The organism is Pseudoalteromonas sp. NFXS53 (assembly GCF_056629255.1).
The window spans coordinates 1-1,169 of the sequence record NZ_JBWVBR010000046.1 but is presented as its reverse complement, the minus strand read 5'-3'; the positions used below and the strand labels follow the sequence as shown (position 1 = coordinate 1,169).

Sequence of the window (1,169 nt, the reverse complement as noted above, 5' to 3'; positions counted from 1 at the left end):
GCTACAACACCAGCACCTACTGTACGGCCACCTTCACGGATCGCGAAACGTAGACCTTCGTCCATCGCGATTGGAACGATTAGCTCAACAGTCATCTTGATGTTGTCACCAGGCATTACCATTTCTACGCCTTCTGGTAACTCAACGTTACCTGTTACGTCAGTTGTACGGAAGTAGAACTGTGGACGGTAACCTTTGAAGAATGGAGTATGACGGCCACCTTCATCTTTAGATAGTACGTATACTTCTGAAGTGAACTTCGTGTGTGGGTTGATTGAACCAGGCTTACATAGAACCTGACCACGCTCAACTTCGTCACGCTTAGTACCACGTAGAAGTGCACCGATGTTCTCACCAGCACGACCTTCGTCTAGAAGCTTACGGAACATTTCAACACCCGTACAAGTTGTCTTCGTAGTTTCTTTGATACCTACGATTTCAACTTCGTCGTTCACGTTGATGATACCAGCTTCAACACGGCCAGTTACAACTGTACCACGACCCTGGATTGAGAATACGTCTTCGATAGGCATGATGAATGGCTTATCGATGTCACGCTCTGGCTCTGGGATGTAAGAATCTAGTGCTTCTGCAAGCTCAACGATCTTGTCTTCCCACTCTTTCTCGCCTTCTAGTGCTTTAAGCGCTGAACCCTGGATTAGAGGTAGGTCGTCACCTGGGAAGTCGTACTCAGAAAGAAGTTCACGAACTTCCATCTCTACTAGCTCTAGTAGCTCTTCGTCGTCAACCATGTCACATTTGTTCATGAATACAACGATGTAAGGTACACCAACCTGACGTGAAAGTAGGATGTGCTCACGAGTCTGAGGCATAGGACCGTCAGTAGCTGCAACTACTAGGATCGCGCCGTCCATCTGTGCAGCACCAGTGATCATGTTTTTAACATAGTCAGCGTGTCCTGGACAGTCTACGTGTGCGTAGTGGCGAGTTGGTGTGTCATACTCAACGTGTGAAGTTGAGATTGTGATACCACGCTCACGCTCTTCTGGAGCGTTATCGATTGATGCGAAGTCTTTTGCGTCACCACCGTATACTTTTGCAAGTACGTTAGTGATTGCTGCAGTTAGAGTTGTTTTACCGTGGTCAACGTGGCCGATTGTACCTACGTTTACGTGCGGTTTCGAACGTTCAAACTTTTCTTTTGCCAT

1 protein-coding gene is annotated in these 1,169 nt (G+C 47.2%); it reads right to left on the bottom strand.

What is annotated here, in order from left to right; all coding sequences use genetic code 11:
* Positions 1-1,169, bottom strand: a 1,169-nt coding sequence (tuf, locus tag AC1HJP_RS21115) for an elongation factor Tu (protein ID WP_480363462.1), incomplete at its 3' end; no start/stop codon positions are given.